The organism is Nitriliruptor sp., from assembly GCF_040882075.1.
Classification (GTDB): domain Bacteria; phylum Actinomycetota; class Nitriliruptoria; order Nitriliruptorales; family Nitriliruptoraceae; genus Nitriliruptor.
Genome location: NZ_JBBEBZ010000117.1, coordinates 17222 through 21882, shown reverse-complemented (window position 1 = coordinate 21882; position 4661 = coordinate 17222). Strand labels below are relative to the sequence as shown.

The window sequence follows — 4661 nt, the reverse complement described above, 5'->3', positions numbered from 1 at the left end:
GGTTGGCTCATCAGCTCGCGCACGTTGCCGGGCTTGACGCTGCCGCCGTACTGGATCCGCACCCCCGCGGCGAGCTCCTCACCGAGCACCTCGCCGAGGGTCGCTCGGACGGCGGCGCACAGCTCCTGGGCGTCCGCCGCTGACGCCGTGCGGCCGGTACCGATGGCCCAGACCGGCTCGTAGGCGACGACCAGCTGGTCGGCGTCATCGATCCGGGCCCCCGCCAGCGATCCTCGCAGCTGCTGCGCGACGACGTCCACCGCCTCGCCGGCCTCGCGCTGTTCGAGGGTCTCCCCGACGCAGAGGATGGGGACCATCCCGTGCTTCTTGACCGCCGCGGCCTTGGCCGCCACCACCTCGTCCGATTCCCCGAACAGCGCCCGGCGCTCCGAGTGGCCGACGATCACGTAGCGGACGTCGAGCCGAGCGAGCATCGGCGCCGAGACCTCCCCGGTGAAGGCCCCCTCGTCCTCGGCGTGCACGTTCTGTGCGCCGAGCTGGATGGGTAGCTTGTCGCCGAGGATCAGGTTCTGGATCGCCCGGAGCGCCACGAACGAGGGACACACGACGACATCCTGGCCGTCGTAGTCGTCCTCACCGAGGTGGTAGGCAGCCTTCTGGACCAGCTGGATCGCCTCGAGGTGATCCTTGTGCATCTTCCAGTTGCCGGCGATGATCGGCCGTCGCTCGGACACGTGCGCGCTCCTCGTCTGGGGTGGTCCGTGAGCCTAGACCCGGGTTCAAACCGTCCCCCGCGCCCAGTCGGCGTGGAGCGCGGCGTAGACGCCGCCGAGGGCGACCAGCTCGTCGTGGGGACCACGTTCGATGAGGCGCCCGGCGTCGAAGACCAGCACCTCGTCGGCCGCCTCGGCGGTGGAGAGCCGGTGCGCGACGGTCACTGAGGTGCGGCCGGCCGTGAGCCGTTCGATGGCACGTCGGAGCGAGACCTCGAGCGCGGGGTCGACCGCGGAGGTCGCCTCGTCGAGCACCAGCAGGTCCGGGGCCGTGATCCACGCCCGCACCAGCGCGACCAGCTGGCGCTCCCCCGCCGACAGCCGCCCACCCCGCTCCCCCACCTGCGTGTCGAGCCCGTCGGGGAGCGAGTCGAGCCAGGTGTCGAGCTCGAGCTCGGCGAAGGCCGTGCGCACGTCACGATCGGTGGCGTGCGGTGCGCCGTACCGGACGTTGTCGGCCACGCTCGCGTCGAACAGGAAGCCGTCCTGTGGCACGAACGCGACCCGTCGGCGGAGGGAGGCGAAGGCCACATGGTCGAGGGGGATGCCGGCGACCTCGATGCGACCGGCGGTCGGATCGAGCAGACGCACGAGCAGCTTGACGAAGGTCGACTTGCCACTGCCGGTCTCCCCGACGACGGCCACGCGAGCGCCGGCTGGGACCTCGAGGTCGATGCCGCGCAGGACGTCGTCGCCGGTCGGGTAGCGGAAGCGCACCCCGCGGAAGCGCACGTCGAGCGGGCGGTGCGGGAGCGCCTCGCCATCCTTCGGGTCGGCCACCTCCAGTGGCCTGTCGAGCACGCCGAGTACCCGGCGGACACCGGCGGCCGCGGTCTGGGCCTCGTTGAGCACCTCCACCAGCATCTGCACCGGCTCGATGAACAACGTCACGAGGAACAGGAAGGCCACCAGCTGACCCGCGGTGAGACCGGCATCGGCGGAGAGCACGCCCACCACCACGACACCGGCGGTGACCGACGCGGCGAACAGCTCGGCCGACGAGAACATCGACGCGCCGAGCGCCCCGGTACGGAACTCCGCGCGGAACTGTGCTCGCAGCCGCTCCCGGACCCGGTCGAGCACCCGCTGCTCGGTGCCGTAGGCGCGGATCGTCGGCAGCCCGGCGATCGCTTCGGAGACCGCTGCGAGGGACTCGCCGACGCGGACCCGGACCCCGTCGTAGGCGCGTCGCAGGACGCGCTGGAAGAGCAGCAGCAGCAGTGCGTACAGCACCGCGGCGAGGACGACGAGGACGGCGAGGCGGACGTCGTAGAACAGCATGACCGTGACGACCAGCACGACCTGGGCCGAGCCGACCAGCATCCCGATGCCGCCCCACTCGACGAAGCGGGTGACCGTCTCGATGTCGGAGGTGACGCGGGCCACGAGCGTGCCGCGTCGCTCGGCGGCGACGTGGAGGGTCGAGAGGTCGTGGACGTGGCGGAACGTCGCGACACGGAGCTCGGCGAGACCGGTCGCTGCGGCCCGGATCAGGCGGTACTGCGCCTGCCTGCTGGCGAAGGCGGCGGCCACGAGGGCCAGGACGGCGACCGCCCCGGCGCCAGTGACCGCCCCGAGGTCGATGGCCTCCGCCGCCAGCACCTGGCCGTCGAGCACCTGCTGGACGACGATCGGCACCACGATCTGGCTGGCCGTGCCGACCAGCGCCAGGACGAGGGTCAGACGGAACCCCCGACCGAGGGACGGGGCGACGCGCGCGGCCCTGGCGAGGGAACGCCACGCGGGCTCACCGTTGATGGTCTCGGCCGGTGTCGCGCTCACCTCGGGCCCTCCCCCGGCGAGCGCTCGTCCGGTCCAGCCGCGAGCGTGTCCGGAGCCGCCTCCTCGAGTTCCGCGGCTCGAGCCGCCGCGTCCACCTCGTAGGCCTGGAGCAGGGCGGCGTACCCCGGATCGCTGGCGAGCAGCTCCTCGTGGCTCCCCTGCGAGACCACGCGCCCACCGTCGATGTGCACGACCTCGTCGGCCAGCACGATGCTCGAACGCCGGTAGGCCACGATGACGATCGTGCTCGGCAGCTCGGCGCGCTGGAGGCCGCGGATGATCTCGGCCTCGACGGTGGGGTCCACGGCGGAGGTCGCGTCGTCGAGGATGAGCAGCCGGGGCGAACGCACCAGCGCACGAGCGAGCGCGAGGCGCTGCTGCTGCCCACCCGAGAGCGTGGTCCCACGCTCACCGAGCCGGGTCGCGAGGCCCTCGGGGAGCGCCGCGACGAACCGGGTCGCTCCGGCGAGACGGAGCGCAGCCTCGACCCGGTCGTCGTCGACTGCGTCACCGAGGGTGATGTTGCCGCGGACGTCGTCGTCGAAGAGGAACGAGTCCTGCGCGACGTAGGCGACCTCGGACGGCACGACGCCGGAGGCGAGCTCGCGCAGATCGCGGTCGTCGAGCGTGACCACGCCTCGGTCGGGGTCCCACAGCCGAGCCAGCAGCAGGGCCAGCGTCGACTTCCCGCTGCCCGTGGGGCCGACGACGGCGACGGTACGGCCCGGTTCGACGCGCAGCTCCAGCCCCGCCAGGACCGGTGGTCCGTCGTCGCCGTACGCGAACTCGACGGCGTCGGCCTCGACCACCGCGGCCGTCGTGGAGTCCCCGGCCCCGAGGGCACCGAAGGTGACCACGTCGTCGACGTCGAGCACCTCGGCGATGCGGGTCCAGCCCGCCACCGAGTTCGCGGTGTCCCACATCAGGTAGCCGATGAGACGGATGGGCACCGCCAGCAACGAGATCAGGTAGGCGACGCGCACCAGTTCGCCGGTGGTCAGCTCACCCGCAGCGATCCGTGCCACGCCCACCACCAGGATGGCCACCGTGCCGATCGCCGGCAGCGCCTCGGTGAAGGCGCGGTACCCCGTCCAGACCCGGCCGACCTCGATGGTCTGGTCACGCAGGTGCTCGGTCACGTTCCGGAAACGCTCCGTCTCGTGCACCTCGCGACCGAGGGACTTGACGGTGAGAGCTCCGTCGAACGACTCGTGGGCGACCCGGGCGACCCCGCCGCGACGACGCTGCTCCTCCTCCATCGCCGCGAACGTCCGGTACCCACCCCAGAGGTCGATCGCGATGACGATGAGCAGGAGTGCGCCGGCCATCAGCCCGATGGTCGTGTCGGTGACCACCACCACACCGGTGGCACCGACGAGCAGGAAGGCCACCCCCGTCGCGAACGGGAGCGGCGCCAGCACGAACGTGGCCCGCTGCGCGTCGCTGTCGGAGACCGACAGCAGGTCGCCGACGGTCCGCGAGCCGTACCAGCGCAGCGACAGCCGCAGCTGGTGGGCGAGCACCCGCTCACGCAGGCGGAACTGTGCGCCGAACTGGAGCCAGCCCGCGGTGGTCCGGCGCACGATGATGCCGACCGCCTTCCAGACCGCGATGGCCAGGATGAGCAGGACGGCGGTGCGTAAGCGCCCCCCGACCGGTTCGCCCTCGGCGAGCACGGGCACGATCACGTCGTCCGTGACGTGGCCGACGACGACCGCGGACGCGACGATCGCCCCCGTGAACGCGATCGCTCCCGCCGCGGCCAGCGTGAAGGCCAGCGGCTGCTCGCGCACGAAGTGCCAGATCAGGCGACCGCCGTCGCGGACCACCTGACGGAAGGTGGGCGGCCCCTGGCCGCTCAGGCGTCGCTCCGCAGCGCTGCCACGCCGGGGAGGGTCTCGCCCTCGAGCAGCTCGAGCGAGGCGCCACCACCGGTCGACACGTGATCGACCCGATCGTCGAGCCCGAAGCTGCGGATCGCCGCGGCGGAGTCGCCACCGCCGACGATCGTCATCCCGGACGCCGATGCCACGGCCTGGGCGATGGCCCGCGTGCCGGCGGCGAAGGCCTCCCACTCGAACACGCCCATCGGGCCGTTCCAGAACACGCTGCCGGCGGACCGGATCGTGTCCGCGTACGTCGCGG

Annotated in this window: 4 protein-coding genes; all 4 read right to left on the bottom strand. The window is 72.4% G+C overall.

Translation table 11 applies throughout. The features are described 5' to 3' along the window. Window positions 1–695: triose-phosphate isomerase (tpiA, locus tag WEB03_RS07020; protein ID WP_368070232.1), on the bottom strand; the 695-nt coding region annotated here is incomplete at its 3' end. A gap of 45 nt (window positions 696–740) precedes the next feature. Then, window positions 741–2516 (bottom strand): ABC transporter ATP-binding protein, encoded by a 1776-nt coding sequence (locus tag WEB03_RS07015; protein WP_368070231.1) that lies wholly within the window; start codon window positions 2514–2516, stop codon window positions 741–743. Further along, window positions 2513–4345 carry an ABC transporter ATP-binding protein gene (locus WEB03_RS07010; protein WP_368070230.1) on the bottom strand — a complete coding sequence of 611 codons (1833 nt, stop codon included), beginning with the start codon at window positions 4343–4345 and terminating at the stop codon, window positions 2513–2515. The genes WEB03_RS07015 and WEB03_RS07010 overlap by 4 nt, the downstream gene beginning before the upstream one ends. 29 nt (window positions 4346–4374) lie before the next feature. Beyond that, on the bottom strand, window positions 4375–4661 hold a 287-nt coding region (gene pgk, locus WEB03_RS07005; protein WP_368070229.1), incomplete at its 5' end, for a phosphoglycerate kinase.